The sequence below is a fragment of the Streptomyces sp. NPDC028298 genome (genome assembly GCF_055565895.1).
The window spans coordinates 116,554-142,973 of the sequence record NZ_JBVHTL010000006.1; the positions used below are offsets into that span (position 1 = coordinate 116,554).

Annotated in this window: 22 protein-coding genes; 8 read left to right on the forward strand and 14 right to left on the reverse strand. The window is 73.4% G+C overall.

Annotated features, from left to right (window positions below; translation table 11 throughout):
* Nucleotides 1-13: 13 nt before the first annotated feature.
* Nucleotides 14-1,723, reverse strand: a complete 1,710-nt coding sequence (locus ACZ4TO_RS26150) for a chromosomal replication initiator protein DnaA (RefSeq protein WP_385042346.1) — start codon at nt 1,721-1,723, stop codon at nt 14-16.
* A gap of 294 nt (nt 1,724-2,017) precedes the next feature.
* On the opposite strand from ACZ4TO_RS26150, the gene ACZ4TO_RS26155 reads away from it, so the two are divergent.
* The gene (locus ACZ4TO_RS26155) at nt 2,018-2,461 is read left to right on the forward strand and encodes a DUF4913 domain-containing protein (protein WP_468025358.1); all 444 of its coding nucleotides are present in this window, start codon (nt 2,018-2,020) and stop codon (nt 2,459-2,461) included.
* Nucleotides 2,462-2,729: 268 nt separating this feature from the next.
* On the opposite strand, the gene ACZ4TO_RS26160 is transcribed toward ACZ4TO_RS26155, so the two are convergent.
* On the reverse strand, nt 2,730-3,773 hold the full coding sequence (locus ACZ4TO_RS26160; protein ID WP_382792541.1) for a C40 family peptidase: 1,044 nt from the start codon (nt 3,771-3,773) through the stop codon (nt 2,730-2,732).
* Nucleotides 3,774-3,934: 161 nt separating this feature from the next.
* Between ACZ4TO_RS26160 and ACZ4TO_RS26165 the strand changes: the two genes are divergently transcribed.
* Nucleotides 3,935-4,327, forward strand: coding sequence for a hypothetical protein (locus ACZ4TO_RS26165; RefSeq protein WP_382792544.1), 393 nt, complete (start codon nt 3,935-3,937; stop codon nt 4,325-4,327).
* On the forward strand, nt 4,324-5,556 hold the full coding sequence (locus ACZ4TO_RS26170; protein WP_468025359.1) for a DUF418 domain-containing protein: 1,233 nt from the start codon (nt 4,324-4,326) through the stop codon (nt 5,554-5,556). Before ACZ4TO_RS26165 ends, ACZ4TO_RS26170 begins: the two co-directional genes overlap by 4 nt.
* Here the strand turns inward: ACZ4TO_RS26170 and ACZ4TO_RS26175 are convergent.
* From ACZ4TO_RS26175 to ACZ4TO_RS26210, 8 genes are all read right to left on the reverse strand, one after another.
* The gene (locus ACZ4TO_RS26175; protein WP_382792550.1) at nt 5,474-7,270 is read right to left on the reverse strand and encodes a type IV secretory system conjugative DNA transfer family protein; all 1,797 of its coding nucleotides are present in this window, start codon (nt 7,268-7,270) and stop codon (nt 5,474-5,476) included. The two genes, ACZ4TO_RS26170 and ACZ4TO_RS26175, sit on opposite strands and share 83 nt — an antisense overlap.
* Nucleotides 7,267-8,784, reverse strand: coding sequence for an ATP/GTP-binding protein (locus tag ACZ4TO_RS26180; RefSeq protein ID WP_382792883.1), 1,518 nt, complete (start codon nt 8,782-8,784; stop codon nt 7,267-7,269). The genes ACZ4TO_RS26175 and ACZ4TO_RS26180 overlap by 4 nt, the downstream gene beginning before the upstream one ends.
* A gap of 284 nt (nt 8,785-9,068) precedes the next feature.
* Nucleotides 9,069-10,562 (reverse strand): SCO6880 family protein, encoded by a 1,494-nt coding sequence (locus tag ACZ4TO_RS26185; protein WP_382792553.1) that lies wholly within the window; start codon nt 10,560-10,562, stop codon nt 9,069-9,071.
* 138 nt (nt 10,563-10,700) lie between these two features.
* Entirely contained in the window at nt 10,701-11,933 is a 1,233-nt protein-coding gene (locus tag ACZ4TO_RS26190) for a hypothetical protein (protein ID WP_382792555.1), read from the reverse strand.
* A gap of 1 nt (nt 11,934) precedes the next feature.
* Complete coding sequence (locus ACZ4TO_RS26195; RefSeq protein WP_468025360.1) at nt 11,935-12,684, reverse strand: DUF8175 domain-containg protein; 750 nt, start codon at nt 12,682-12,684, stop codon at nt 11,935-11,937.
* 18 nt (nt 12,685-12,702) lie between these two features.
* Complete coding sequence (locus ACZ4TO_RS26200; RefSeq protein ID WP_467845116.1) at nt 12,703-12,990, reverse strand: hypothetical protein; 288 nt, start codon at nt 12,988-12,990, stop codon at nt 12,703-12,705.
* Between the two features lie 79 nt (nt 12,991-13,069).
* Complete coding sequence (locus ACZ4TO_RS26205) at nt 13,070-13,351, reverse strand: hypothetical protein (RefSeq protein ID WP_365490179.1); 282 nt, start codon at nt 13,349-13,351, stop codon at nt 13,070-13,072.
* Nucleotides 13,348-13,986: a DUF6668 family protein gene (locus tag ACZ4TO_RS26210; protein WP_385042351.1), complete on the reverse strand. Its 639-nt coding sequence runs from the start codon at nt 13,984-13,986 to the stop codon at nt 13,348-13,350. Before ACZ4TO_RS26210 ends, ACZ4TO_RS26205 begins: the two co-directional genes overlap by 4 nt.
* A gap of 383 nt (nt 13,987-14,369) precedes the next feature.
* Here ACZ4TO_RS26210 and ACZ4TO_RS26215 point away from each other — a divergent pair, with 383 nt between their 5' ends.
* From ACZ4TO_RS26215 to ACZ4TO_RS26225, 3 genes are all read left to right on the forward strand, one after another.
* Nucleotides 14,370-15,197: a lytic transglycosylase domain-containing protein gene (locus ACZ4TO_RS26215; protein ID WP_382792565.1), complete on the forward strand. Its 828-nt coding sequence runs from the start codon at nt 14,370-14,372 to the stop codon at nt 15,195-15,197.
* Nucleotides 15,198-15,214: 17 nt separating this feature from the next.
* Nucleotides 15,215-16,177, forward strand: coding sequence for a hypothetical protein (locus ACZ4TO_RS26220; RefSeq protein WP_468025361.1), 963 nt, complete (start codon nt 15,215-15,217; stop codon nt 16,175-16,177).
* 236 nt (nt 16,178-16,413) lie between these two features.
* Complete coding sequence (locus ACZ4TO_RS26225; RefSeq protein ID WP_468025362.1) at nt 16,414-17,136, forward strand: sigma-70 family RNA polymerase sigma factor; 723 nt, start codon at nt 16,414-16,416, stop codon at nt 17,134-17,136.
* A gap of 55 nt (nt 17,137-17,191) precedes the next feature.
* Here the strand turns inward: ACZ4TO_RS26225 and ACZ4TO_RS26230 are convergent, their stop codons facing one another.
* Nucleotides 17,192-20,155 (reverse strand): AfsR/SARP family transcriptional regulator, encoded by a 2,964-nt coding sequence (locus ACZ4TO_RS26230; RefSeq protein WP_468025363.1) that lies wholly within the window; start codon nt 20,153-20,155, stop codon nt 17,192-17,194.
* A 197-nt stretch (nt 20,156-20,352) separates the two neighbouring features.
* Here ACZ4TO_RS26230 and ACZ4TO_RS26235 point away from each other — a divergent pair, with 197 nt between their 5' ends.
* Together ACZ4TO_RS26235 and ACZ4TO_RS26240 are read left to right on the forward strand one after the other, a co-directional pair.
* Complete coding sequence (locus ACZ4TO_RS26235) at nt 20,353-21,006, forward strand: rhomboid-like protein (RefSeq protein ID WP_382792575.1); 654 nt, start codon at nt 20,353-20,355, stop codon at nt 21,004-21,006.
* Between the two features lie 9 nt (nt 21,007-21,015).
* Nucleotides 21,016-22,422: an NAD(P)/FAD-dependent oxidoreductase gene (locus ACZ4TO_RS26240; RefSeq protein ID WP_468025364.1), complete on the forward strand. Its 1,407-nt coding sequence runs from the start codon at nt 21,016-21,018 to the stop codon at nt 22,420-22,422.
* A 45-nt stretch (nt 22,423-22,467) separates the two neighbouring features.
* On the opposite strand, the gene ACZ4TO_RS26245 is transcribed toward ACZ4TO_RS26240, so the two are convergent.
* The 3 genes from ACZ4TO_RS26245 to ACZ4TO_RS26255 form a co-directional block, all read right to left on the reverse strand.
* Entirely contained in the window at nt 22,468-23,970 is a 1,503-nt protein-coding gene (locus ACZ4TO_RS26245) for an MFS transporter (RefSeq protein ID WP_382792581.1), read from the reverse strand.
* 80 nt (nt 23,971-24,050) lie between these two features.
* A complete protein-coding gene (locus tag ACZ4TO_RS26250; RefSeq protein WP_382792583.1) occupies nt 24,051-25,031 on the reverse strand; it encodes a zinc-binding dehydrogenase in 981 nt (326 codons plus the stop codon).
* Between the two features lie 131 nt (nt 25,032-25,162).
* Nucleotides 25,163-26,329 (reverse strand): NAD(P)-binding protein, encoded by a 1,167-nt coding sequence (locus ACZ4TO_RS26255; RefSeq protein ID WP_468025365.1) that lies wholly within the window; start codon nt 26,327-26,329, stop codon nt 25,163-25,165.
* Nucleotides 26,330-26,420 lie beyond the last annotated feature (91 nt).

A 26,420-nucleotide genomic window follows, 5' to 3' on the forward strand; every position in this document is an offset into this window, starting at 1 on the left:
CGTTCCGGGCGGCCTACCTCTTGCTGGGACCGCCGGCCTTCTTGTTCCGGTACTGGTCGCCCCTCACCCACGCCCCGAAGCCGCCCCCCTTCTTCGGCGGCTCCTTCGCCTTCTTCCCCGACGAACTGCTCTGCGGGGTTCCGGACGGCGGACTGGGGTTTCTGGGGGCACGGGCCAGGGGCTCTCCGAACTCGGAGGAGGCCGAGCCGGTGCTCGGGGTGTGCTGCTGCGTGTTCGTGTACGAGGGGTGGTACATCTCGGTGTTCGCGACCGGCGACGGCGGGGCGAACGACTCCTCCTGGTCGGGTGACGCGGACAGCGGATAGGAGTAGTGCTGTCCGTCGCCGCCCTGGAGGGAGTAGGTGTAGTGCGGCTGCCCGGTCGTCGGGCCGCCCTGCTGGAGGCCGCCCGGAGGGAAGTGGTCCCCGGTCGTGGGCACCTCCGCCGTCGGGGAGTAGTCGGCTGTCGGGGAGTAGTCCGCCGTCGGCGAGTAGCGCGCGGCGGAGGTTCCGAGGTCGAGGCCGGCCATGCCCTGCGACAACTGGTTGCCGTAGTCCGGCGTGCCGGGCCAGGCGGACGTGCTCGCCCGTCGCTGCTGCTCCTCCTGGAAGGCCGCGAGCTTCTGGTCGAGTGTGTGGGCCGCCTCCGCCTGGGCCTGGAGTTCGGCCCGCACCGCCGCCACGGTCGCGGCCCTGCCCGCCCCTTGCAGCGAGGCGTTGGTGTCCACCCGGGTGAGCTGACGGCTCACCACCTGGGACAAGTCGTTCGGGCTCTCCGTGCCCGCCACCCGTCCTGTCGCGGGGTCCGCCAGGACGACCACCGCGTTGGGGTCGTCGAACGCCTTGTGGAAGGTCTTCAGCGAATGACCGCTCGCCGCGCTCTCCTGGGAGGTCGACGAACTGGCCGAGGACTTGCTCGCGTTGCGCGCCTTCTCCTGGTTGCGCCAGCGGTTCTGTTTGTCCGCGAACTGGGGGTCGTCCGGCGCGGGGATCTGGTCGAAGGAGTTCTGCGAGTGCACGTTGTACGTCGCTCTCGTCTCCAGCGACCACGCCCCCGACTCCTGCGAGTCGTTCCTGATGCCCATCACCTTGACGTGCATGTTGGTGACGAGACCGGCCTCGATCCGCTCCCTCAGGTGGGGCCACTCGTACTTCGTCAGGACGCTGTTGTCCACCCTGCCGCCGAGCATCATCGCCTCGACCGGGCCCCGGGTGCCGTCCACGTAGTGGTTCGACATGTACGTCCACAGGTCGGCCTGGACCTTGGCGTCCGACCAGTTCGCGAACCCGCAGTTCCTGCCGTTGAAGATCTTTCCCGGGGGTGACGTCTCCAGGATGAGACCGCCGGCCTTCGCGGCCTGGCGGGCCGGGTAGTAGGGCTCCGTCTTGCTCCAGAGGTACTTCTTGTCGTAGGTCTCCCGCGCCTTCGCGTCCCGCAGCCGGTCGAAGTCCTTGTGCTTCCGGTTCGCCCGCCACCAGTCCGCCGGGACGTGCAGGGCGTTGAGCCGGTCGAACTGGGCGATCAGGTTGGTCGCCGCGTCGCCCGACCACTGCGCGTCGGGCTTGTACCCCTGGTTGAGCCACTGCCCGTTGAGGTGGAGCCGGTCCATGTAGCCGTTGAAGGCCTGCATGAACGCCGGGTCCTTGTGCAGGTTGTACTTCGTCAGGTCCGCTCTCATGTCCGCTTCGTCGGACCTGAACTTCGCCTCGTCGAAAGCCACCATCGTGAGGTCCTCCTTGCCGGAGCGGCAAGTGCGGTGCCGCTCGCCCGCGTTGTGGCACCGCCGTGCCGAACGATCGTCTTTCCGTTGCGTTCGGCGGTCGTTCTCGGCGGTCGCCGAAGAAGCAACGGACGTCACCGCCGGGCGGTTCAACGCGGCCTCGGCGCGCGGATCCGCCGCGCCCCTGAACCCCGTACCGCACGCGTGCGTTGTGGTGCCGGGATCCGGGTCTCACGCTTCCCGGCTTCCTCGACCACTGTCCGACGCGGCTTCGGCCGCGCATCAGGAAGGAGCGCCATGACGACCCCGACGCATGACGCCGAGCAGGCGGCGCCTCCCGCCCCCAAGTTCATCCTCTACCTGGAGGCGCCCGAGTACGGCCGGGCGCTGCGGCAGCTCACCCTGTGGGTGCACCACGTGCTGCTCCCGGTCTACGGCAGGGAGGTCACCGCCCTGGCTCCCTGGTGTTCGCGCTGGTGGGAGCATCCGGAGGCGGTCGCCCAGCTGCACGGGCTGTGGCTCGCCTGGGGGGAGTTGAGCGACACCGGATCCGAGGCCGGTCTGAGCGGTCCGGCCGGCTGGCACCGGGACTATCTGGCCCCGATCATGCAGAACCTGCGGGACCCGTCCGGGGTGTTCGCCGGCTGCAAGACCGGCTCGCACCGCCCGAAGGAGGTTCCCGCCGTCGACGCCGCCGACCCGTTCGGGCCGTCGGCCGGGCCGTCGCCGGCCGAGGGCTGAGGAGGGCGTCCGGGGGCGGAGCGGGGCGGACGGGCGGGCCCAGGACCGGCGAGTCCGGGGGCCCGGCGCCGACACGGGCGCCGATGCGGGACGGCACAAGGGTGGCACCGGCCGTGGCCCCCGGCGAGGGGCGGACTCCCGCGAGGGGTGGGGACCTCCGCGAGGGGCGGACCCCCGCGAGGGGCGGACCCCCGCGGTCCGCCCCTCGACCCGTGTCCGGGCTTCCCACGTCCGGGCTTCAGGCCCGCCGCCCGCCGGCCTCCGTGCCTCAGGCGTCCGGACGGACCACCCCGAGGATCTCCATCGACGCGGCCGGGGACACGTACACCCAGCGGCCCGGACGAGGAGCCTGGATGATCTTGCCGTCGCCGATGTAGAGGGCGACATGGCTGGCGTCGGCGAAGTAGATGATGAGGTCGCCGGGCCGCATGTCCTCCACGGGGACGCGCTTCAGCCGCCGCCACTGCTCCTCGGAGGTGCGGGGGATGGGGTGGCCCGCGTACAGCCAGGCCTGTGAGGTCAGCCCGGAGCAGTCGTAGGAGTCGGGGCCCTCGGCTCCCCACACGTACGGCTTGCCGAGCTGGCGGGTGGCGAACTCGATCGCCTTCTTGCCGGCGGGGGTCGCCTCCGTGCCGACCTTGTCGAGGACGCCCGAGCCCACCCACTTCGCCTGGGCGGCGTCGGCCTCCTTCTTCTCCAGCGCGGCGATCCGCTCGATCTCCTTCTTCTCCAGCCGCGACTCCAGCTTCTTCGCCTCGTCGATGTGCTTCTCGACCGCCCGGCGCTCGGTGTCCTTGGCGCGGCGGCTCTCCCGCAGGCTCTTCAGGACGTCGGCGGCGTCGTCGCTGCGGGTCTCCAGGTCCTCGCGGGTGGCGGTCAGGGCGGTCAGCACCCCCTGGGTCGCCTGCTGCGCCTGCCGGGCCAAGGAGGCGTTGTCGAGGGCGTGTTCGGGGTTGTCGGAGAGGGCGAACTGCATCTCGGCGGGCAGGCTGTCGCCCCGGTACTGGGCGCGGGCCGCCGCCCCCGCCAGGGAGGTGAGGCGGCCCAGCCGTGTCTCGGCCGCCTCGATCCGGGTCCGCAGCGTGTGCACGCGCTTCTCCTGCTCGGTCACCTTCTCGTCGGCGGCGTCGTACTTGTTCGTGGCCACCTCCGCGTCGTGGTACAGGCGTTTGAGCTCGGCGTGCACCTCGGCGAGGGTGGCGGGCCCGGCCGGATCGGCACCGGCCGGTGGCGCCGTCGTCGCCGCCAGGGCGAGGGCCAGGGTGACGGTCGCCGCCGTCCGGTGGCCGTGGGCGCGCAGGGTCCGTCTCATCTGGGCCGAAGCTCCTTCCAAGGGCGTCGCACGCGGGGTGCGGGGCGGGATCGCCCCCACAACGGGGCGGTGGCGTCCGGTGGTTCAAAGCGCGGGTATGAACCGGTGGGACGCGCGCCCCGTTGTGCGTCCAGGTGCGGTTCGCGGACGAAGGGATCGGTATGGGCGCGGAGTTGGTGCTGCTGGCGCTGTGCACGGGATCCGGGCTCGGATTCCTGACGCTGGCGACACGGTCGGCGCTGGCGGCCCTGCGGCTGTCCCTGCGCGGACTGCGCGTCATGGGTCAGGTGAGGCCCCGGGAGGGTTCGGACCGGCGGTGGGGCGGGCTCGTGGTGTTCTCCGACCACCTGGGGCGGGGGCTCGTCCTCGACCCGGGTTGGCGGGGGCCGCTGTGCGGGCTGCCGCCGGTCGGCGGCCGCGTGCCCGTGGTCTACGCGCGGAACCGGCCCGCCACGGCCCGGCTGTGGACGCTGCGGTACCTGCTGGCGCCGTCGTTCGGATGGTTCCTGTCCTCGACCCTGGCGTTCGGCACGGGCGTCGTGGTCTCGTCGTGAGCGGCCGGAGGGACGAGACGGGCGGCGGGGGCGCTCCGGCCGGTCGGGTCGGTGAGATCGATGTGCTGCGGGGGGCCGCGCTGTTCGGCATCCTGCTCGTCAACGCACAGCTCATGGCGGGCCCTTACACCCCCTTCGGCGGCGGGCCCGGGGCCTCGGCCGTCGACCGGGCGGCGGCGTGGGGTGTGACCGCGACGACCACCGCCTATCAGCTCTTCTCCTTCCTCCTCGGCTACAGCTTCGTCCTCGACCGGCGTGCGGCCCGGCCGTCGGACCCCGCCGCCGGACTCCGTCATCTGCGGCGCACGGCGGGCCTCTTCGGCCTCGGGCTGGCGCACGCCGTGCTGCTGTACCCCGGCGACATCCTGATGACGTACGCCGCGCTCGGGCTGATCCTGTACGGGCTGCGCGACCTCACGCCCCGGGCCGCCGTGCGCCTCGCGGTCGCTCTGGTGGCGGGCCTGGCCGTCCTGCTGCTCGGGTACGGGCTGCTCACCGTCGCCCTCACCGAACCGGTCACGCCGGCCCGGTACGCGCCCCTGGTCGCGGACACCGTGGCCGCCTACCGCGGCGGTCCCTCGTCGGTGATCGGGGCGCATCTGCGCGAGCTGCCCTCGGCACTCGGCGCGAACCTGATGTACGCGCCGGACATGCTGGCGGCGTTCCTCGCGGGACTCGCGGCGGCGAAGTCCGCACTGGTGGAGCGGCGCGGCCGGGACCGGGTGTGGCTGCGGCGGACCCTCACGCGGTGGCTGCCTGCGGGTCTGGCGGGCGGTGTCGTCACCGCCTGCTGCGCGAACGGCCCCCTGGACAGCCGGTGGTTCCTGGTCGGGCACGCGGTGTCGCTGCTGACCGCGCCGGCGCTCACGGTGTCGTACGCGTGCGGAGTGCTCCTCCTGGCCGGCGCCCGGCGCCCGGTGGCGGCCGTGCTCGCCGCCTCCGGGCGCATGGCGCTCAGCCAGTACCTCACCCAGTCGCTCGTCCTCGCCTGTGTGTTCACCGGGTACGGGCTCGGTCTCTACGACCGTGTCGGCACGGCCGCCGTCCTCGCGGGCTGCGTGCTCCTGTACGGCGTCCAACTGGCCCTCGGCGCGCTGCTGATGAGCCGGGTCCGGTACGGGCCCGCCGAACTGGTGCTGCGCACGGTCACGCTGGCGCGACGTCCCGGCCGGGCTCCGGCTTGCTCAGGGTCACACCCGGCAGGGCGCGACCGGCTGCCCGTTCCGTGATCGCCGCCGTCTCCGCCTTCGCCGCCGCCGAGATGGCGCCGGCCCCGGGCTCCTTGTACCAGGGGCGCAGCCGGATCAGGGCGGGCCTGACACCGGTCGCGAGGAGCAGCGCGGTGCCCTTGGGCAGGGCGCGGATCCGGTCGGGCGGCAGGACGGCCTCCTGGCGGTAGGAGTACGAGCGTGACGTGCCGTCCTTGCTGCGCGAGACGCTCGGGGTGCGCACGTCGTGCTGGCCGACGAGGGTGGAGATCTTCTGGACGAAGTCGGCGTCGTCCAGGCCCGCGCCGAGGAGCTTGATGGTGGCCGCGCTCCACAGGGCGTCCATGCCGACCTCCCCCCACACCCGGGCTCCCTGGCGGTAGCTCTGCAGCAGGGTGACGACGTTGATGCCGCGGGAGCCGAAGTGCGAGTACAGGTCGGGGAGGTCGGAGATGCGGCACACGTTCGCCGCTTCGTCGAGGACCGCCGTCAGCGGGGGGTCGAGGCGTCCGCCCATGCGTTCGGCGGCCACGACACCGGCCCGCATCGTGGCGTCCGCGAGGCCCGCGATGACGCCGGCCGCCGAACCGCCCCCGTCCTTGGACAGGAGGTAGAGCGTGTCGTGGCCGAGGACGTGCTCGTCGGGGCGGAACTCGGGAAGGCCGGGGTCGGGGGTGACCCAGGCGAGGATCTCGGGGTCGAGGAGGCAGGAGACGGTCTGCCGGGCGGTCTCGTAGATGCCGTCGCGTGTCTCCACCGCGCCCCGGACCGTGCCCTGCAACTGCTCGGCCATCGCGCCGAGTCCGACCTGGCGGAGCAGGTCGATCGGGGTGCGGTCGGCGGGGTCGGCGAGCCAGGCGAGGAGTTCGGTCAGCGGGGTCCCGCCGCGTGCGGCGGCGAGGAAGAGCGCGGTGAGCGTGTTCTGGGCGGCCGAGATCCAGAAGTCCTTCTTCGCGCTGTCGTCGTTGACGGACGCGACGAAGTGGCCGGCCATCCGGCGGGCGCCCTCGATGGTGTGGCACTCGCCGAGGATGTTCCACCACATCGCGCGCGGGGTGTGGGCGATGCCCTGCGGGTCGAACGTCCAGACCGTGCCCGCCTTCGCGCGTTCGGCGCGGGTGACGGCGTACACGTCGGCCTTGTTGGACGTCAGCAGGACGGCACCCTGGGCGCGCAGCACCCGGGGGACGGCGATGCCGGTCGACTTGCCGGCGCGGGGCGCCATCAGGTCGAGCTCCACGTCCTCGTAACTGCTGCGCAGTTCGGGGCCCTTGGGCTCCAGGTCGCCGAGGAGGTTGCCGGTCTCGTCCGGGTGCACCTGGTCGCGGCCCTTGAGGCCGGGGCGCAGGTCGCGGGCGCGGGCCTCGATGCCCTTCGGGCACATCGCGGCGAGTTCCCGCCGCCCGGCCAGCCCCTTGGGGCGGGCCGAACGGTCCATGAGGAGGCGTACGACGACGGCGACGGGCAGGGTCACCAGCGCGAGCAGCCCGGCCATGCCCGCGTAGACGGCGGCGGCCGGTGCCTCGGGCCACAGGGCGCCCGGCCCGTCGGAGGCGAGGCGGGTGACGGTGGACAGGGCGAACGGCGGGGCGGCCCAGCCGCTGCCGGAGAGCCCGGACCCGAGGGTGCCGCCGGACCAGACGACCGTGAACACCAGCAGGCCGGTGGCGGCGAGGGCGACGACGGCCCACGGCAGCAGGTCGTGCGGGTCGGTCCCGCCGCGGGGGGCGCTCACGCGGTCCACCGCCCGGCCGCCGCCTCGGTGCCGGGAGCGCCGGGACCGCCGGTGGTGCCGGGGAAGCCGTGGACGCCTTCGCGCGCGGCGCGTGCCACCTGTTCGGCGGCGCGGGCGGCGGCCTTCTCGACGGCGTCCTCGTTCGGCGTCCAGCGGGTGTTGGTGTTGTGCAGCCGGCGCTCCGCGTCGGTGATGGCGACCTTGATGGGGATGCCGGGGCGGCCGCCGACCTTGATGAGGAAACGGCCGCGGCCGGGCGGTTCCTCGTTGTCGCCGTTGACGCCCCAGCCGGGCGGCGAGGACCAGGAGGAGACGAGTTCGATCTCGCGCCGGGACAGGCCGACCACCTTGCCCAGGTCCTCCATCTCCGTCTTCGGCAGCCCGGCGCACACCACCATCCCGGCCCGTTCGACGAAGCCGCGGGCCTTGGCGCGGTCGGCGTCGGTGCCGAGGGCCTCGGCGTCCTTGAGCGTGTGGGTGATCTTCGCGTCGCCGAGGCCGAGCGAGCGGTTCAGCCGGGTCAGGGCGTCGATGCGGTCGACGATGCCGGATGCCGCGCGCAGCGGCCGCCACAGCTCGTCGAGGACGGTGAAGAACCAGCGCCTGGGCGCGAGTCCGGCGTCCGCGAGGGCGTGCGAGGCGGCCACCGTGCCGAGGCCGTCCGACCAGGCCGCCAGCATCGCGGCGGCCGTGAGCTGGGTGTCCGCCTCGCCGATGCCGGAGATGTCGATGCACACGGCGGGCGCGTCGGGATCGATCCGGGTGGAGGTCTCGGAGGCGAAGGTGTCGCCGAGCGGGCCGTCGAGGATGCCGAGCAGGGAGCGGTGCAGCGGGTCGACGGCGTCTCGGTAGCGGGCGTCGTCGCCCCGGTCGAGCGTGACCGCGCGCACCCGGGGCGGGCCCTCGGTCAGCACCCGCAGCACGTCGGGCAGCAGCAGCGCCCGTCCCTCGGGGGTCCGTTCGCGCAGATGGTGCAGGACGGCGGAGAGCACGGACTGCTCGTGGTCGTCCATGGGCCGCCCGCGGACGATGGTGATGAGGGCGGCGACCATGTTCAGCACGCGTCCGTGGGCCTCGGCCTTCAGGACCTCTCCGGCCTCGCCGCCGATCTTCACGGCCGCCTCGCCCATGGCCCCGGGGTCGAGGACGTTGATGCCGCCCCGGCCGCGGCCGATGGAGATCACCTGGCCGCCCAGCGCGCGGACGGTGTCGGCGTAGTCGGGCTTGAGGTCGCCGAGGACGAGCGGGACGACGCCGGTCGCGGCGAGCCCGATCAGCATGCGGTTGACCAGGGTGGACTTGCCGAGGCCCGGCATGCCGAGCATGAACAGGGAGGGGTTGGAGATGTAGCGGGCCCGGGTGAACCAGTTCAGCGGGTCGCCGCACACGGTGGCGCCGGTGAACAGGTGCTGCCCGAGCGGGACCCCGGTCATCGGAGATCCGGAACCCGCGGCGAAGGGCCACATGCCGCATGCCTGCACGGTGGTGGCCCGCCACATGGTGGGCGGATCCATGTAGCCGACGCGCCCGCCGCCCACGCCGTACCAGCCGCGGTGCGGCACGAACAGCTCCTTGGGCTTCGCAGCGCCCTTCGCCGCACTTTTCGCCGTGCCCTTGGCAGCGCCCTTCGCACTGCCCTTCGCAGCGCTCTTCTCCGAGCGCTGCGCCGTCCCCCTCCGCGTGGACGGGTCCGTCCCGCTGTCCTCGCGTGCGGAGCGGCCGCCGTCCACGGCCGTGAGCGCCTGCCGCTCCTCGGCCAGCCGGTCGGCCCGCTCGGCCTGCTTCTGCTCACGCCGGCTCACAGCGCCTCCTGGAGTTCGTGCGGGACGAGGGTCTGCTCCCAGGGGAGGATCCCGGCGGGCAGGGTGCAGGTGAACGCCGCCGCCTGCATCCGGTCCGCGGGCCGCATCAGCACCCGGGACGCGGCGGTCAGATTGCGGACGGCGACGCTCGCGTCCGCCAGCTCCTCCAGGCTGTCCACGGTGACGGTCAGCATCAGCGAGAACTCCACGAGCCCCGCGCCCGAGGCCTCCTCCGCGGCGGTCTGCTCGGCCGCCCTCACCTCGGAGGCCGCGCGGGCCTGCACCATGCCCTTGCCGGAGGAGGCCATGAACTGGGCGCTGCGCCGGTCCGCCTCGACGATGCGGGCCGAGGTGGCGGGGTCGATGGGCCGGTAGACCAGGGCGACCCTCTTGCGGCGGGTGCCGGGGGCCGCCTCCAGCATGCCCCGGAGCACCGAGGAGCGGACGGTGCCGCGCGGCGCCAGGGTCAGCAGCCAGGTGCGCGAGACACCGGAGTCGTGCTGGTAGCTGTTCACGGTCTCGACGGCGGCGGCGGGGCCCGCGTCGTCCCACTCCAGGCCGGTTCCGCCCTGCTGGGCGCGGGCGGTGAGGACGTCGGCGGCGACGGCGGGGTCGTAGGCGACCCGGACGACCTCGGCGATCCGCTCGGCCGACAGCGGATAGGCGGCACCCCCGCCGGCCGCGACGAGCCCGCTGAGCAGGCCCGGGATGCGGACGGCGAGATCGGCGATCACGTCGTCCTTCTTGCGCCGCTGGCCCGGCGGGACGCCGTAGGTCAGCGTGACGTAGGTGTGCATCTCGGACGAGGCGCTCGGGTACCGGTCCACGACCTCCTCCATGACCGCGCGGGCGGCCGGCGGGGCGTCGGGGTGGATGCGGGGCAGCACCTCGTGCGCGAGCCGGGTGCCCGGGTCGGGAGCGGTCTCCACGATCACGGTGGCGCCCTTCAGACCGGGTTCGTGCGCCAGCCGGGCCAGCCACTCGCCCCACAGCGCCACCCATACGTCGACCTGGTCCGGGTCGATGAGCGAACCGCCGTCGGGGTCGCAGCCCAGGACGATCGTGTACAGGTTGCGGACCGGGTGGTGCAGCACGCCGAACGGGCGGTCGTAGGCGTCCCGGCCCTCGGTCGCGGTGACCTTGTTGAGCAGGCCCGGCGGCCGGAACCGGCCGCCGGGGCGGGCGGACAGCGGGCCGGAGACGTACAGGTGGGCGCCCTTGGCCTTGCGGCGCCACCACCCGACGCGCAGGGTGACCAACTGGTAGACGTTGCGCCCGTCCTGGGTGCGGATGGCGAGCGGGACCAGGAACACGACGACCGGGACGAGCACGACCAGCGCCGCGTACAGCGAGATCAGCGACGCGAGCAGGGTGATGATGAGCCCGCCGAACACCCCGAAGGTGCCGACGAGTCCGAGCGGTCCGAGCCCCGGCCGTCGTGGCCTGCGCCAGTTTCCGTAGGTCGGATGGATGACGGCTTCCGTGGACATGGGTCCGTTTTCCCTTCGTGAGGTGACGGGGGTCGGGCGCGGCGCGGTGAGACCGCCGGGTTCCCGCGGGGGGAGCGGGAACCCGGCGGCCGTTCAAGGGGGGAGTCGTACGGGAGGGGGCGGGTCAGGCGACGGCGGTCACTTGTTGTGGCCCAGTTCGCCGTCGGCGCCCTCCACGGCGCCGGTCACCGTGGAACTGGCCACCTGTGCCGCGGCGACCGCCGCGAGAACGGCGACCCCCGCGGGTCCGGCGGCCGCGGCCGCGCCGCCCGCCGCGGAGGCACCCGAGGCACCGGCCCGGCCCGCCGCGGCCGCGCCGTTCGCGCCGCTCGCTCCGGACGCGCCCGACTCTCCGCCCGCCCCCGCTGCGCCGGAGGAGCCGCCCGCTCCGGACGAGCCGCCCGAGCCGCCGGATCCGGTCGCCCCGCTCGGGCCCATCTGTCCGCCGCCGCCGGAGGCGCCGCGGCTGCCGCCGAGCTGGACCGCGCCGCTGGCCAGGCTGGAGCCCGCCTGTCCCATGGAGGACATCGGGTTGCCGGTGCCCATGGCGGCGGTCGCGGGCACGATGAGCTTGAGCAGCGCGGGCAGGGCGATGGCGGACAGCAGCATGACGCCGATGCCGGCGATCCGGGTGTTGATGGTGCTGACGTCACCGGTTCCGCTGTTCTTGCCCGAGTTGATCATCGCCATGCCGGCGTTGAGCACGAGGGCGACGGCGGGTTTGTAGAGCAGCCAGGCGATCATCCAGCCGATGTGCTTGCGCCACCAGCCCGAGCCCCAGTCGGTCATCGAGGCGGCGGCGGCCAGCGGGAGGGTGCCCAGCAGCAGCATCATCACGCCGAGCCGGATGTACATCAGCACCGTGTGGACGATCCCGGCGATCAGCAGCAGGAACGCGAGGACCAGCAGCAGGAAGGACTGGATCCCGCTGCCGTCCGAGCAGGCCCCGACGTTGTTCAGCGAGTCCCGTACGGCGTTGTTGAAGAGGTAGTTGGAGTAGCTGTCGCCGACGGCCGCGGCGGCCACGACGACGGTGGTGGCGGCGCCCGAGACGAGCACCACCCGCATGATGCCCTTCAGTGCCGTGCGGCCCGCGTCGCCCTTGCGCTCGATGGCCATGCGGCAGGCGGCGAACAGCAGCGAGCCGACCGCGAGGTAGACCACGATCCACTGCGTGTCGCTGCTGATGTCCTTCGACGTCTGGGTCTGTTCCAGCGTCGGGACGTTGGTGGTCAGCGCCGCGAACACCGCGACCGCGCCCGCGAGGATCGTCTTCGCGATGAGGTCGACGATGGTCCCGATGGGATCACCGAGAAAGCTGAAGAACCCCTTCACCAGGTCGATGACCGGGTTCCCGGACGTGCAGTTCACGTCAAACCCCCCAAAGGATGAAGCCGTTGGTGCTCTGGACGGCCGACACCGGCGAGTGCAGCGAGCCGTTGTCGTCGGCCCGGAGCTTCCAGTCGCCGCCGCTCCAGCGCAGGGAGATGTCGGTCGCCGCGTATCCCTGGGCGCTCTTGAGGAGCAGCCGGACCGTCGCCGCCTTGTCCGTGTACGAGCTCACGGAGAAGCCCACGTACGACGCGACGGCCGTGCCGCTGTTCTGGCTGTCGGTGCTCCGCACGGTGGCCCGCTGGAACTCGAACATGTCGCGTCCCCGGCCGGGCACGACCTGCTGCTCGGTGACGGTGCGCCAGTCCGAGCCGCTCATCTGCGAGGGGATGACGTGGGCGGCCAGCGCGGCCCCGGTGGGCGTGTGCGCGTAGCACCACCACAGGGGTCCCTGGATCAGGGTCGGCCCCGCGGTGGGGGAGACGGGCACCCGCGCGACACCGAGCGTGCGCCAGCCGACGTCCTTGGGCGCCTTGTCGGGCAGCGCCGTGCCGGCGCTGTCGTCGGTACGGCAGCCCCGGGGCCGGCCGTCCTTCGCGGACGGGCCGGCCAGGGGGCCCTCGGTGGCCGCGGCGTTCGCGTGGGCCGCGGTCGTGTCCGGGCCGGACAGCATGGTGACGACGCCGCCCACCACGACCACGACGGCCAGGAATCCGGCCGAAAGCTGCCAACTGCGCTGTTTGTAGTACGGCCCGGATTCCTCGAGCCGGCGCTCCCTGCGCTTGAACATCACGACCGTCCGCCGGGCCTACGCGAAGACGAAGCTGACGAGCGGGCCCGCGGTGGCCACGAGGACACAGCCGCCGAGCACCATCCCGAGCCGGCTCATGTGCTCCGAGCTCTCGCCCCGCTTGACGGACATGGCCATCATCGCGCCGGTGATCAGCACTCCGGCGACACCGGCGGCGGTGCCGGCCCAGGCGGCTATGCCGAGGACCGTGTTGACCTTGGAGGTGAGCTCCCCGGGGGCGTTGGCCGCGGGCTGCGGAACGCCGGCGGCGAGGACGTTGGTGGCTTCGTACAGCAGAGAGGACATGAGGATCTCCGAAGGGTTCGGCGCCCGGCACGAGCGGTGGGCGGGAGGGTGACTTGCTGTGCGCGAAGGTGCGGCGGGGTCAGGGCCCGAGGAGCTGGAGGCTGCCGAGGGCCGCGACGAGCGGACCGGCCGACGTGGCGACCAGGCAGCTCAGGGTCACGAAGAAGACGCCGCGGAAGTGCTCGCCGCCCTCGCCGGGATCGCCGCGGCGGAGCTGGAGCGCCATCTGGATGCCGACGATGATCAGTCCGCCGACACCGCAGGCCGAGGCGCACCAGGCGAGCAGGCCGAGGATCGTGTCGGCCTCCACGGGCGGGGTGTACGCGGCCAGGAAGCGCGCGTCGAGGAGGGGCTGGGTCACGACGCGGCTCCCTCGCCGTGGATGTCGGCGCCCACCAGCCTGGCGAGCGTGGCGAGTTGTCTGGGAACGGACCTGGGGCTGCCGCCGGTGCGCCAGGCGGGTATCCACGGGACGCGGTGCACCCGGGCGACGGAGCGGAGCACGCGGACGCGGCGCAGCAGACCGAGCGGGAGCCGTCCGGGGGCGTCGGCCACGAGGACCACGCCCAGCAGTTCGAGCCCCTGGGGGGCGTCGCCGCCGTCGAGCGCGCCGAGCGCCTGGGAGACGGACCGCAGCCCGCGGGCGCTGGTCCGGCCGACCAGGACGACCCGGCGTGGCTCGCCGCGGGCGGGGTCCGGCCAGCGGGCCCCCACCTCCACCCCGCCGAACAGCTCGGCGAGCGAGGTCGCGCCGGAGCCGCCGTGCGCCTTGACCCAGCCGACCTCGTCGCGGGACGCGGCGCGGGCCACCTTGGGCGCCTTCGGCCGGCCCCAGGCCGGCTCCGCCCCGGAGGCCGGGGCCGTCCGCCGCCCGGCCCCGGTCCGCGCCGGAACGGTCCTGGACCGCGGAGCGGGCTGCACGACGGGCTGGGCCACGGCCTGAGCCGCCGCTTGCGGTACGGGCTGCGGCGCGGCCTGCGGTACGGGCTGAGCCACGGCCCGCGCCACGGCTTGCGGCGCGGCGTGAGCCACGGGCCGCGGCGCGGGCTGCGCGACGGCCTGTGTCCCGGTGTGGGCGACGGGCTGCTGTGCGGCTGCCGTCGACGGGTCGGCGGGGGCCGGTCGTGGTCGCGGTGGTGCCGGTTGCGGGTTCTTCGGACCCCGTACCCATGACCCCGGGCCCGACGGCATCCCCGAAGGAGTGCTCATGAGTGCCCGCCCCCCTCTTCGCTCGTAGATCGGCTGCTCTGGCTCATCTGGTTTCCACTGGTTTGAACTTATTTGCCCCGGGGCCCGTTTGGATCTGTCGAGCCCGTCGGACAGCACAACGGGCCGTGTGGCCGCAGCGGTTCAAGGCGAGGGGAAGAAGGCGGGCGCTCATGAGCCAAGAGAGCGGGGAAGGCGGTTCGTCGACCGCCGTGCGGAACGGGATCATCGCGGGCACCGGCTGCGGCTGCCTGCTGTCACCGCTCGCCCTGGCCGGAACCCTGGTCGTCGTGGTGATCATGGGCGGGTTCGGCGTGCTGCTGGCCCCGCTCATCGCGCTGTACCTGCTGTTCCACGGCGGCGGGGGCGATCCCCCCAGTCAGGACACCGCGGACCAGACCCTCGGCATCTTCCAGGGCGACGGCAAGGGCGAGCTGGACACCTCCACCGTCCCCGCGGACCTGGTGGACCCCATCCAGAAGGCCGGCGAACTGTGCGGGGCCATCGGCCCGATCGTCATCGCCTCTCAGATCGAGAAGGAGTCCGGCTTCAACAGCGCGCTGGTCGGCCCGAACGGCGAACTGGGCCTCTCACAACTGCCGCCCGACCTCTTCAGCACGTACGGCAAGGACGACGACGACAACGGCAAGACCTCGGCCCTGGACGCGAAGGACTCGATCATGGCGCAGGGCCGGTACATGTGCGAACTCGCCAAGCAGGGCCAGCAGATGATCGACGCCGGCCAGGTGAACCAGAGCGACGGGAACGGGACCACCAACACGGTCCTGGACCTCGCGCTGGCCGGCTACGACGTCGGGATGGACGCCGTCCGCGCGGCCAAGGGGGTGCCGCAGACGAACGAGGCCCAAGGCTATGTCCTCGCTGTCCGCGCCCAGTTCGCCAAGTACCAGGGCATCGGCGCCCCTCCCTCGGGTGCCACTCCGGGAGTCACACCCGACCCGGACGCGACCACGACCGGCCCCGCGCCGACCACCACCTGAGCATGAGGAGGACAGCCATGACCCGCTTCGATGTGTACATCTCCGGCGACGGGCTCGCCGAGATCGACGGACACACCCTGGTCCCCGAGCCCGGCCAGTCCGTGCACGAGGCCGTCCTCGACCGCCTTCAGGGGCACGCGGAGGAGCGGGACGGCGCCGTCGTGGCGACGGTGTACGACGGCCCCGGCGCCGCCCGGTTCCTGCTGGAGGTGCTTCCGGACGGGTCGAGCGGCGTCCTGGAACCGGAGGAGGAGGCGCCCGCCGAGCCGGCCGCCGAAGCTCCCGCCCCCGCCGAAGCGCCCGCCCCTGCCGAGGCCGGCGCCGGCGGTCCCGGTGCGCCCGCCGGTCCTGTCGCCCCCGCCGGTCCCGCCGCCACCGCCGGCGCGGACGCCCCCGCCACCGTCGTCGTCCCGGCCCCCGCCGCGGCCACCGCCTCCGCCGTCGCCACCGCGGTCGCCCGGGCCCGCGCCACGGCCGCCGCCCGGGCCGAGATGCCGGACCCGGCCGCCGTCGCGGCCCCCGCCGTCACCACCGAGCTCCCCGCCGACCTCGCCGAACACATCGCCCGCATCAACGCGTCGGCCTCCGACGGGCGGCTCGACGAGGCGTTCGACGACGCGACCGCGCTGCGGGAGAGCCTGACGGGCTCGATGGGCGCCGAGCACCCGTACGCCGTGGAGGCGCGGGCCGTCGAGGCGTACCTCGCGCATCTGCGCGGCGACCACCGGGAGGCCATCGTGCTGGCGCTGGCCGTGGCGCGGATCCGCTGCGGGGCCGGGGACGGCCGGGCGCCCGCGGAGGTGGCGCGGGCGGCGGCGGCCTGGCAGCAGCTCGACGACGACCGGGCCGTCGTGGCCCACGGGCGTGAACTCCTCCACATGTGGGCCATGTTGGACCGGGGCGGCCTGCTGCCTCCCGGCTACGCGGCACTCGTCGCACAGGTCCGCAGACAGGTCGACGCCCTGGAGGCGTACGTCTGACGCGCACGTCTGACGCATACATCTGACGCGTCCATCAGAGAGGTACGGCCGAGCCCGGCCGCCCCGTACGCCTCGCGGCTACCCACGGTCACACCGGCCGTGACCGGCTCGTCCATCGCTTCGTACACCCGACGTCAAACGAACGTGGAACGCCCCTCGCGACACTCCGTTCCCCCGGAGGCCCCGGCTCCGGTCCCCTGACCGGGGCCGGTCCTCCCAAGGAACAGGAGCACTCCATGAACGTCACCGTCATCGGATCGGCGAGCGCGGTCTCGTCCGAGGAGCGCGCGCTGCGCGACCTCTACCTGGAACACGGCCCGGCGCTCTACACGTACGTGCTGCGCATGCTGGGCGGGGACACGCACCGTACCGAGGACGTCATCCAGGAGACGCTGCTGCGCTGCTGGAACAAGCGGAACCTGGTCGACGACGAGGGGATGGCCGTACGACCCTGGATGTTCCGGGTCGCCCGCAACCTTGTCATCGACGGCCACCGGACGCGGATGGCGCGGCCGTTGGAGATAGGCGGCGCCACCTGGCTGAACGAACTGGGCGCCGAGGTGGACGACATCGAGCGGATGCTCTCCTCGATCGTGGTCCAGGAGGCGCTGCGGGCGCTCAGCCCCGCCCACCGTGACGTGATCCGGGCGACGTTCCTGGAGGACCGCACGACGCAGGAGGCGGCGGAGGTCCTGGGCATCCCGCAGGGCACGGTCAAGTCCCGGGTGTACTACGCGCTGCGCGGCTTACGGCTGGCGCTGCGCGAGCACGGCGTCGTGCCGGACGAGAACGGCCATCTGCGCCCCCCGGCCCCCGATCCGGACCCGGCACCGGACCCGGCATCGACACCGAACCCGCCGCCGATGCCGAAGTCCCCTCAAGCCCGAACCCCCCAAGCCCGAACCCCCCAAGCCCGAACCCCTCAAACCCGAACCCCCCAAGCCCGAACCGCGGCCTGAATCCCACCCTGTCTCCCTGTCTCCCTGTCCCACCCGGTCCCCCGGCCCCGTCCGGTCACATCCCGCCGGCTCCGGTTCCCGCCCCCCGGGTCGGTTCGTCCGTTCCGGGAGCGGAGCTGTCCAGGTCGCGCAGGGTCTCGCGGAGGTCCGCGGCCTCCGGGTGGGAGTTCTCCTCCAGCAGGGCCAGCGCCGCGCGCAAGGCGCCGACCGCCGCCTCGCGGTCGCCGGCGGCGAGCCTGGAGTCGGCGATGTGCCGCAGGGTGTCCGCCTCCAGATAGTGGTCGCCGACCTCCCGGTACAACGCCAGCGCGCGCTCGAAGCGTTCGACGGCGGCGCCGTACCGGCCGAGGTGGTGGAGGGCGTAGCCGACACTGTCCTGGGCCGCGGCCTCGCCGAGCGGGTCGCCGGTCTCCTGGTGCAGCGCGACGGCCTTCTCGCAGTACTCCATCGCCTTGTCGTGCTCGCCGAGCAGGATGTACGTCCAGCCGACCTCGTTCAGGACGAGGGCCTCGTTGCCGACGTTGCCCTCGGCCCGGTACAGCTCGCGGGCGTGCGTGTAGTGGTCCAGCGAGACGGTGAACCGGCCCTCCCCGTTGGCCTGGTAGGCGAGACAGCGCCGGGTCCGGGCCTGGCCGGGCCCGTCGCCCGCGGCCCGGAACAGCTCCAGCGCCCGCCCGAGGTCCCGTCGCGCCTCGGCGGAGTGCGCGAACCGGGTGTGGAAGAAGCCCAGGCCGCGCAGGGCGTGCGCCTCGCCGACCCGGTCGCCGACGGCGCGGGCGGCCCGCAGCGCGGCGCTGTTGATCTCCATCAGGTCGTGCCAGAAGCCGAGCCGGTCGAAGTACAGGTCGAGGCCGACGGCGGTGCGCCAGGCGTGGTCCTCGTAGCCGTGGGAGGCGGCGTGCTGGACGACCGCCCGCAGGACGTGCCGCTCGGTGCGGAACCACTGCGTGGCCTGTCTGCGGCCGGTGAACCGGAGCGGGCCGCTGTCCGTTGTGTTCGGCGGCAGGGGCAGGGTCTCGCGGCGCGGGCTGATGATCGCGGAGGCGTGGTGGGTGGTGTGGAGGTAGTGGTCGTGCATGCGCAGCAGCGCGGCGCCGCGCCGTTCCTCGGTGTCCTCGGTGTCGGCCAGTTCGCGGGCGTAGGCGCGCAGCAGGTCGTGGAAGGCGTACCGGCCGGGGGCGTGTTCGCCGAGCAGGCTGGCCCCGGTGAGTTCGGCGAGCAGCGCGCGCACCGGGCGGCTCGGTGCCGCGGCCAGGGCGGCGGCGCAGGCCGTGCCGATGTCGGGTCCCGGGTGGAGGGACAGCAGGCGGAACAGTTCCGCCGCGGCGGGCGGCAGCGCGCGGTACGACCAGGAGAAGACGGCGCGCGCGTCGGTGTGGGCGTCGCCGCCGGTGAACGCGTCCAGGCTTCCGTGGGTCTCGCGGAGTTCGCCCGCGATGTCGGCGAGCCGGAAGCCGGGGTGGTGGGCGGCGCGTGCCGCGACGATGGCGAGGGCCAGCGGCAGCCGGGCGCACAGTCCGACGATGGCCTCGGCGGCCTCCGGTTCGGCGTCCACGCGCGCGGCGCCGATGCGCCGGGTGAGCATGGCGCGGGCCTCGGCGCCGGTCAGCGGGCCCAGGGTGAGCGGGTGGGCGCCGTGTCCGGCGACCAGTCCGGTGAGCCGGCTGCGGCTGGTGACGATGACGAGGCAGCCCGGTGTGCCGGGCAGCAGGGGTCGTACCTGTCCGCTGTCACGGGCGTTGTCCAGCACGATCAGGACGCGTCGGCGGGCGAGGACGCTGCGGTAGAGGGCGGCCTGCGCGTCGAGTCCTTCGGGGACGGCCTGCGGGGCCACGCCGAGGGCGACGAGGAAGGTCTCCAGCGCCTCGGAGGGGTCCATGACGGAGCCGCCCTGGTCGTATCCGCGCAGGTTCACGTAGAGGCTGCCGTCGGGGAAGCGGTGGGCGACGCGGTGCGCCCAGTGCACGGCCAGGGTGGTCTTGCCGGCTCCGGCCATGCCGTTGACGAGGCCGATGACGGCGGTGTCCGGGTGGCCGTCGGCGGGCAGCAGTGCGTCCACCTGGGCGAGTTCGGTGTCGCGGCCGGTGAACAGTGGCAGGTCCGCCGGGAGTTGGGAGGGGTGCACGTCCTCGGCGGCCCGGGGCGGACCGTCCCGGCCGGGGGTCTGGGCGGAGTCGGTGTCCGGGCCGTCTTCGGGGTCCGCGGCGCCGGTGTCCGCGGTGCCGCCGTCCACGGCCGGCACCGGTACCGGCGGTGGCGACAGGTCCGGGTCCCCGGCCAGCAGCCGTGCGTGGGCGGCCCGCAGGGACGGGCCGGGTTCGATGCCGAGCTCGTCCACGAGCGTGCGGCGCGTGTTCGCGTAGACCTGCAGGGCCTCGGCCTGCCGGCCGCAGCGGTACAGGGCCACGAGCAGCAGTTCGCACACGGCCTCGCGCAGCGGCTGTGCCGCGTGCAGCGCCACGAGTTCGGGGAGCACCGCTTCGTGGCGCCCGAGTTCGAGCTCCACGCGGAGCCGGTACTCCAGGGCGGTCAGCCGCCGTTCGGCCAGGCGGACCCGCTCGGTCTCCGCGAACGGCCCGGGAACGCCGGTCAGGGGGGTGCCGTGCCAGGCGGCGAGCGCGGTGTCCAGCAGCCGGGCGGCCCCGCGGCTGTCGCCCCGGGCGCGGTGGCGTTCGGCCAGCGTCAGGTCGTCCTCGAACGCGCCGAGGTCGCTGGTGATCTCCTCGGTCCGCAGGGCGTAGCCGTCGCCCATGGACACCACGAACCGGGGCGGGGCGCCCGGGGTCCGTCCGGGCTCCAGCAGCTTGCGCAGCCGGGACACGTAGGTGCGCAGCACGGGGACGGCGCCGGCCGGCGGGTCGTGCCCCCAGATGCCGTCGACGAGTTCGCCGACGCCGACCGCGCGCCCGCGGCGCAGGAGCAGCGCCGCGAGTACGGCCTTCTGCTGGGGTGGTCCGAGTGCCAGTTCCGTTCCGTCCCGCCAGGCGCGCAACGGGCCCAGTAAGGAAAAACGCAGCACTTCCGCACCATGGGTAACTCTCACGGCACCAGAGAGTAGCGAGCGCCGTTGCGAACACCCGGTCGATTCGGCCATTCCCGGATTCGTGTCGTGTGCGCGCCACATTCACGGTTCGGCCGGAATGCGCCGGCGGCCCGCTCGGCTCGTCCGGAATGTCGATCGCGCAAGGGACACTGCGGTCATGGGTGAATCAGGCCATGCGGGGTGAACGGTTCTTCCACAGGGTGTGGATGTACGTGCGCGGTGCGCCGGGCACGTACATCTGGCTGACGATTCTCTTCATCACCACCGTGGCTCTGCACCACATGTCTCCGGATTTCGAAGAGGACTTCCTGCGGCAGCGCTCGACGAACATCCACGAGCTGTCCAGCAACCCGGTGCGGGTGCTGTTCGCCAGCGCGATGTGGATCGACGGCGGCCACTGGCTGCCGTACGCCGTCCTCTACACCCTCTTCCAGGCGCCCGCCGAACGCTGGCTGGGAACCGCCCGCTGGCTCGCGGTCAACGCGGCCGCACATGTGCTGTCCACGCTGGTCAGCGAGGGTGCCCTGCTCTGGGCGATCGAACACGGAGTGGCACCGCACTCGGCGGTCGACACCCTCGACGTCGGGGTGAGCTACGCCCTGGCCGGGGTGGTCGGCGTGCTCACGTACCGGATCGCGGCACCCTGGCGGTACGCGTATCTCCTGGCCGTCCTGGCGGCGTACGGGATTCCCTTCATGATGGAGCGGACCTTCACCGATCTCGGGCATTTCACCTCCGTCCTCATCGGACTCGCGTGTTATCCGCTGACCAGAGGGCGCGGAAAAGCATGGAATCCGAAGGAGACAGTCGACACCCGGCGGAGTTAGCGTCCCGTCATGAGCAGCTCGGCGAGCAGGGTCGTGAACGGTGGCATCTCCTTCTGGTACGCGGACGACGGTCTGCCCGCGCCGCGGGAGCCGCTGCCCGGCGACGCGACCGCCGACGTCGTCGTGGTCGGCGGCGGCTACACGGGACTGTGGACCGCGTACTACCTGAAGAAGGCGGCCCCCTCCCTTCGGGTCACGGTCCTGGAGCAGAAGTTCTGCGGCTACGGCGCCTCGGGGCGCAACGGCGGCTGGCTCTACAACGGCATCGCGGGCCGCGACCGGTACGCGGCGCTGCACGGCCAGGAGGCGGCCGTACGGCTCCAGCGGGCGATGAACGACACCGTGGACGAGGTCGTCCGGGTCGCCGCCGACGAGGGCATCGAGGCCGACGTCCACCAGGGCGGCGTCCTGGAGGTGGCGTACACGCCCGCCCAGCTCGCGCGGCTCAAGGCCTTCCACGCGCACGAGCTGTCGTTCGGCGAGAAGGACCGCGAGCTGTACGGCGCCGGGGAGACCGCCGAACGCATCCGCGTCGCGGACGCGGTGGGCTCGACCTGGACCCCGCACGGGGCCCGGCTGCACCCGGTGAAGCTGCTCAAGGGCCTGGCCGCCGCCGTCGAGGCGCTCGGCGTCACCATCCACGAGCAGACGCCGGTGACCGAGATCCGCCCCAAGCACGCGGTGACCCCGTACGGCACCGTCCGCGCCCCCTACGTCCTGCGCTGCACCGAGGGCTTCACCGCGAACCTCAAGGGCCAGAAGCGGACCTGGCTGCCGATGAACTCGTCCATGATCGCGACGGAGCCGCTGACGGACGGCCAGTGGGCGGAGATCGGCTGGGAGGGCCGCGAGACGCTCGGCGACATGGCCCACGCGTACATGTACGCCCAGCGCACCGCCGACGGCCGTATCGCGCTCGGCGGCCGCGGGGTCCCGTACCGCTTCGGCTCGCGCACCGACAACGACGGCCGCACCCAGCAGTCCACCATCGACGCCCTGTACGAGATCCTCGTCCGCCTCTTCCCCTCGCTGACCGGCGTCCAGGTCTCCCACGCCTGGTCGGGCGTTCTGGGCGTCCCGCGCGACTGGTGCGCCACCGTCACCCTCGACCGCTCCACGGGTCTCGGCTGGGCCGGCGGCTACGTCGGCTCCGGTGTCGCCACCACCAACCTCGCCGCCCGGACCCTGCGCGACCTCGTCCGGCAGGACTCGGGCGAGGCGGGCGCGACCGGGCTGACCGACCTGCCCTGGGTCGGCCACGAGGTGCGCAAGTGGGAACCGGAGCCCTTCCGCTGGATCGGCGTCCACGGCATGTACGCCACCTACCGCACGGCCGACCGCCGCGAACGGACCACCCACAGCCCGGAGTCGTCCCGGCTGGCCCGGATCGCCGACCGCGTGGCCGGGCGCCACTGACCGCGGCCGTCACCGGTCCCGGCGCCGGTCCGCCGGCCCCCGGCTTCAGCCCACCGACTCCGGGACCGCCGCGCCCGCCGGCGCCGCGTGCCGGGGGGCCTTGGCCGTGACCATGAGGCCCGCGACCAGGCCGGCCATGAGCATGATCCCGGCGGCCCACCAGATGGCCACGGTGTAGCCGTGGACCGTGCCCTCGCGGACGATCAGCGCCTTCTGCGCGGGATCACGGAGATGGGCGGCGATGTAGGCGGTGCTGCTCGTGGTGGCGATGGTGTTCAGCAGCGCCGTGCCGATCGAACCGCCGACCTGCTGCGAAGTGTTGACGGTCGCGGAGGTCACGCCCGCGTCCTGCGGGGCGACCCCGGCCGTGGCGGTGGCGAAGACCGGCATGAAGGTCAGGCCCATGCCCAGGCCCAGCAGGAGCAGACCGGGCAGCAGCTCGCTCGCGTAGTCGGACTCGACGGTGAGCTGGGTGAAGAACAGCATGCCGCCGGCGGCCAGGATCATGCCCGGCACCATCAGCATGCGCGGAGCCACCCGCGGCAGCAGCCGCGCCGAGATCTGCGTCGAGCCGATGATGATGGCGACGGTCAGCGGCAGGAAGGCGAGCCCCGTCTTCAGCGGCGAGTACCGGAGGACGACCTGGAGGTAGTAGGTCATGAACAGGAACACGCCGAACATGCCGATGACGGCGAGTCCCATCGTCAGGAAGCAGCCGGCACGGTTGCGGTCCTTGACGATGTGCAGCGGCAGCAGCGGGCTCGGCGCCCTGCTCTGCCACCACACGAACACCACCAGCAGCGCCACCCCGCCCGCGAGGAGACCCAGCACCAGCGGGTCCGTCCAGCCGCGCGACTCCGCCTCGCTGAACCCGTAGACGATCGCCACGAGCCCGCCGCAGCCCAGCACCGCGCCGGGCACGTCGAGCCGGACGTTCTTGTGGCCCGGCCTGTCGCGCAGCAGTCCGAACGCGCCGAACACCGCGATGACGGCGATGGGGATGTTGACGTACAGGCACCAGCGCCAGTTCAGGTACTCCGTCAGCAGGCCGCCCACGATGAACCCGATCGCCGCGCCCGAGCCCGCCAGTGCCCCGTAGATGCCGAACGCCTTGCCGCGCTCCTTCGGGTCGGTGAAGGTCGTGGTCAGCAGGGACAGCGCCGAGGGCGCGAGCAGGGCGGCGAACGCGCCCTGGAGGGCGCGGGCGCCGAACAGCATGCCGGACGTGGTGGCCGCGCCGCCGAGACCCGACGCCAGCGCGAAGCCGATCAGCCCGATGACGAACGTGCGTTTGCGCCCGACGAGGTCGGCGATGCGGCCGCCGAGCAGCAGCAGTCCGCCGAAGGCCAGCGTGTAGGCCGTGATGACCCACTGCCGGTTGCCGTCGGATATGCCGAGATCGCGTTGAGCGGAGGGAAGCGCGATGTTCACGATCGTCGCGTCCAGCACCACCATGAGCTGGGCCAGCGCGATGATCACCAGCGCCCACCAGCGGTGCGGGTCGGGACCCACGGGCGCTTCTGGTTCACCTGTCCGGGTGACACTCATTCGCCCAGAAGACCATGAAACGGAATGCGTCGCATCTTTGGGCGATTTCGCTTCGCGGGACGCTTCGTGCCGGCTCGTGGTCATGGTTCCAGCACCACCTTTCCGGTCGTGGCCCTGTTCTCCAGGGCCCGGTGCGCCGAGGCGGCCTCGGCCAGGGGGAAGCGGGTGACGGCCGGGACGAGACGCCCGGCGGCGGCCTCGGCCAGGGCCCGCAGTTCCAGGGTCCGTACGGGGTCGGGCCCGCCCGCCTCGCGCATCATCACGGGGCCGAGCACCTGCTCGGACACCCCGTCCACGAGGTACGGGGAACCGCCCCGCAGGCCCGCGCCCGACCAGCCGAAGACGAGATGCCGGCCGCCGGGTCCGAGCAGTCCGACGGCCTCCCGCGCCACGTCGCCGCCGACCCCGTCGAGCACGACCGTCGCCGCCCGGCCGCCGAGCTGCGCGCGGACCTTCCCCGGCCAGCCGGGATCGGTGTAGTCGACGGCCACGTCGGCGCCGTTCGCGCGGGCCAGCGCCACCTTCTCGGGGCCGCCCGCGAGACCCACCACGGTCGCGCCCGCGTGGTGCGCGTACTGCACGAGGAGCGTGCCGATGCCGCCCGCCGCCGCGGGCACGACGACCACGGAGGAGGGGCCGAGGCCGGCGAACTGCACGATCCCCATCGCCGTACGGCCTGTTCCGATCATGGCGACGGCCTCCGCGAAGTCGAGGTTCCCGGGAATGTCGTGGAGGCGCTCGACCTCCGTGACCGCCAGCTCGGCGTAGCCGCCCGGGGCGAAACCGAGATGGGCGACCACGCGTCTGCCGAGCCAGAGCTCCGCGACGCCCTCGCCGAGGGACTCGACGGTTCCGGCGACCTCACGGCCCGGGACGGTCGGCAGGACGGGCTGGGGGGCCGGGCCGCCCCGCATGCCCGCGCGCAGGGCGGTGTCCAGGAGATGGACGCCCGCGGCGGCCACGGCGATCCGGACCTGGCCGGGCCCCGGCTCGGGGTCCTCGGTCCGTTCGAGGACGAGGTTCTCGGCGGGACCGAAGGCGTGCAGTCGGATCGCGTGCATCGGGGGCTCCTCGGGCTGCGGGATCTGCGGGGGTGTGCCGCATGTGCGGATCTGCGGGATCCACGGATCTGCGGGGTCCGCGGATCTGCGGGGTCCGCGGATCTGCGGGGTCACCTCTCCAGGGTTCAACCTCAAGCTCGCTTGAGGTCAAGGCGTTCCCGGATGCCCAGGGCCAGCGACACGGCCTCCATCGCGCTGTTGAAGGACACCTCGGAGAGCACCCCGGGAGCCGCGACCTGGTCGCCCACGAGGTACACGCCGTCCCCCCGGTCGATGCGCGGGCGGTCCCGCCAGGTCGTACCGGGCACGTCGACCGCGCCGGTACGGCCGTCGGCGACGCTCGTACGCCGCCAGGTGACCCGCTCGCGCCAGCCCTCGAAGGCGAGGTCGAGCAACCGCTCGGCCCGCGCCGCACCCTGTGCCCCGGTCTCCCCCGGGGCGATGGGGATCTGCCCCTGGAGGAGCTGCTCGCCGGCCGGGGCGAGGGTGCGGTCCCGGGCGGTGAAGCGCTCGATCCAGCCCGGCGCGTCCAGGTCGGAGACGGCGAACGCGTCCCCGCGGCGGGTGCGCAGCGCCAGGTCGACGAGGGCGGTGCGGCCGCTCGGCCAGGTCAGCGAGTCGTCCTTCAGCAGCCGGCGGGCCGCGTCGAGCGAGGTGGCGACGACGACCGGGCCCCGGCCGGCGGGGACGGTGTCCACCCGGGCCAGCGTCTCCATCCGCACGCCCAGGTTCCACGCCCGCCCGGCCATCCGGTCGATGACGTTGGCCCAGCCGCCCCGGGGGCAGTGCACCTCCGTCGGCACCTTCATGGCCCGGCGCAGCCGCTGCTGCACGAACGCCGCCGACAGCGAACCGGGATCGTGGTGGAAGAGGGCGACGGCCGAGTAGTGGGCCGCGGCCCGCGCGCCCTCCTCCCCGGCCTGTCCGGTCGCCCAGGTCAGGAAGTCGACGTCGGCCGGGGCCCGCTGGCAGGAGCGCCGCAGCAGCTTCAGCATCGCGAAGGGCGGGGTGCGGCGCAGCACGTCCTTGTGCCGCAGCCGCAGCCGGGCGGCCTCCAGCGGCGGGATCGGGGCGAGCGCTCCGATCAGGTCCCGCTGCGCGAGCCAGGTCCAGTGCGGGCCCGCGCTGTAGAGGGCGTGCGGTCCCTGGTTCGTCCGGTACGGCCCCTCGGCGGTCCGGGCCCGTCCGCCGAGGGTGTGGTGGGCCTCGTACACGGTGACCTCGGCGCCCGCCTCGGCGGCGGTGATGGCGGCGGTGAGTCCGGCGAAGCCGCCGCCGATGACGGTGATGCGGTGCATGGCTGGAGGTCTCCTCTGCTCGGGGCCGGCTGTCGCGCCCGGGGGCGCGGCGGTGCTGTGACGACAGGCCTTTCCGTGAGTACGACGGGAC

Bases quoted from the DNA above. Each gene is read 5' to 3' on its own strand.
- ACZ4TO_RS26150 (WP_385042346.1), bottom strand. From the start codon at position 1,723: ATGGTGGCTTTCGACGAGGCGAAGTTCAGGTCCGACGAAGCGGACATG.
- ACZ4TO_RS26155 (WP_468025358.1), top strand. From the start codon at position 2,018: ATGACGACCCCGACGCATGACGCCGAGCAGGCGGCGCCTCCCGCCCCC.
- ACZ4TO_RS26160 (WP_382792541.1), bottom strand. From the start codon at position 3,773: ATGAGACGGACCCTGCGCGCCCACGGCCACCGGACGGCGGCGACCGTC.
- ACZ4TO_RS26165 (WP_382792544.1), top strand. From the start codon at position 3,935: ATGGGCGCGGAGTTGGTGCTGCTGGCGCTGTGCACGGGATCCGGGCTC.
- ACZ4TO_RS26180 (WP_382792883.1), bottom strand. From the start codon at position 8,784: ATGGATCCGCCCACCATGTGGCGGGCCACCACCGTGCAGGCATGCGGC.
- ACZ4TO_RS26185 (WP_382792553.1), bottom strand. From the start codon at position 10,562: ATGTCCACGGAAGCCGTCATCCATCCGACCTACGGAAACTGGCGCAGG.
- ACZ4TO_RS26195 (WP_468025360.1), bottom strand. From the start codon at position 12,684: ATGTTCAAGCGCAGGGAGCGCCGGCTCGAGGAATCCGGGCCGTACTAC.
- ACZ4TO_RS26200 (WP_467845116.1), bottom strand. From the start codon at position 12,990: ATGTCCTCTCTGCTGTACGAAGCCACCAACGTCCTCGCCGCCGGCGTT.
- ACZ4TO_RS26215 (WP_382792565.1), top strand. From the start codon at position 14,370: ATGAGCCAAGAGAGCGGGGAAGGCGGTTCGTCGACCGCCGTGCGGAAC.
- ACZ4TO_RS26220 (WP_468025361.1), top strand. From the start codon at position 15,215: ATGACCCGCTTCGATGTGTACATCTCCGGCGACGGGCTCGCCGAGATC.
- ACZ4TO_RS26225 (WP_468025362.1), top strand. From the start codon at position 16,414: ATGAACGTCACCGTCATCGGATCGGCGAGCGCGGTCTCGTCCGAGGAG.
- ACZ4TO_RS26235 (WP_382792575.1), top strand. From the start codon at position 20,353: ATGCGGGGTGAACGGTTCTTCCACAGGGTGTGGATGTACGTGCGCGGT.
- ACZ4TO_RS26240 (WP_468025364.1), top strand. From the start codon at position 21,016: ATGAGCAGCTCGGCGAGCAGGGTCGTGAACGGTGGCATCTCCTTCTGG.
- ACZ4TO_RS26245 (WP_382792581.1), bottom strand. From the start codon at position 23,970: ATGAGTGTCACCCGGACAGGTGAACCAGAAGCGCCCGTGGGTCCCGAC.
- ACZ4TO_RS26250 (WP_382792583.1), bottom strand. From the start codon at position 25,031: ATGCACGCGATCCGACTGCACGCCTTCGGTCCCGCCGAGAACCTCGTC.
- ACZ4TO_RS26255 (WP_468025365.1), bottom strand. From the start codon at position 26,329: ATGCACCGCATCACCGTCATCGGCGGCGGCTTCGCCGGACTCACCGCC.